Origin of the sequence: Methylophaga sp. UBA5088 (assembly GCF_002414625.1) — a bacterium.
Lineage (GTDB): Bacteria > Pseudomonadota > Gammaproteobacteria > Nitrosococcales > Methylophagaceae > Methylophaga > Methylophaga marina.
The window spans coordinates 4,003-5,306 of sequence record NZ_DIAC01000058.1 but is presented as its reverse complement, the minus strand read 5'-3'; the positions used below and the strand labels follow the sequence as shown (position 1 = coordinate 5,306).

The following is a 1,304-nucleotide window of genomic DNA, read 5'->3' as shown; positions in this document are numbered from 1 at the left end:
CATGTGACCCAGAAGGTACAGTTCATCATTGAACATTTCGTCAAGAACGTTGCACACCGTCTGGATAGCAAGGCTAAAGCAATGGTTGTCACCAGCTCCCGAGCTGCCGCCATTCGCTACAAAAAAGCCTTTGACCGCTATATTGAACAACATAGCGAGTATGGTTTTATCCATTCATTGGTTGCGTTCTCTGGCAAGATGACTAGCAAACAGGTCATGCATCAGGATGACGATGCTTTCAAAGATGATGTATTCATCGTGGATGAAAACGAGGAATTCACAGAGCAAAATATGAACCCGGAGGTACAAGGGCAGGATTTGCGCTTTGCTTTTGACCGCCCTGAATACAGGGTAATGCTGGTTGCCGACAAATTTCAGACCGGCTTTGACCAACCCAAGTTGGTGGCGATGTATGTCGATAAGAAAATCGCCAACCATGTAGAGATCGTGCAGACCTTTGCCCGCCTAAACCGAATGGCTCCTGGCAAGGATGAGGTTTTCATCATCGACTTTGTGAATGACCCTGAAAATGTCCGCCAAGCTTTTGCACTCTATGATGACGGCGCCCGCATTGACGAAGTGCAAGATCTCAACGTGGTTTATGAGATCAAAGATCGGCTCGATGAGCACGGACTTTATGATGCTAAGGATTTAGCCGCTTTCAAGGATGCACGTTTCAAGACCATCCGTGACATAACTCATACCAAATCGCCACAACACAAAGCCTTGTATGCAGCAACAAGCGGTGCGACCAACCTTTATAACGAAAAAATGAAGATGCTGCGTGACGGCATGGCAACATGGGAAGCAGCTTTTGAGAAGGCTCGCGCCAAAGGCGATGAAGCTGGCATGAAGTCTGCCGACCATCATCAAGATGAGTATGCCGAGCAAATCAAGGCTTTAATTGGATTCAAGTCTGACTTAGGCCGTTTCTGTCGTACCTACTCATACATCGCACAGCTTATTGATTTTGGAGATCCTGAACTGGAAAACTTCGCAGCATTCGCCAAATTGCTGCAAAAACGTCTGCTGCATGAAACACCAGAAAGTGTGGACTTGACTGGACTAGTTCTCACTGGATTTGACATCAAGTCCCGTCCTGATCAAGGAACTGATGATAATGAAACACCTGTGTTGAAACCAATTGGCCCTGGTAGTGGAGGTGTTACTGGAGATAAGCCGAAGTTCGTCAAAGAAATTATCGAACGGCTTAATAGTCTGTTTGGTGAGGCTACCCCCATACAAGATCAGGTAGCCTTCGTTAATCAAATTAAGTCGATTACTGGTGAAAGCGATGTGGTTAA

At 46.2% G+C, this 1,304-nt stretch carries 1 protein-coding gene; it reads left to right on the top strand.

Annotation, left to right across the window (positions count from 1 at the left end; all coding sequences use genetic code 11):
• On the top strand, window positions 1-1,304 hold a 1,304-nt coding region (locus B4K20_RS07770), incomplete at both ends, for a type I restriction enzyme subunit R domain-containing protein (protein WP_414683371.1).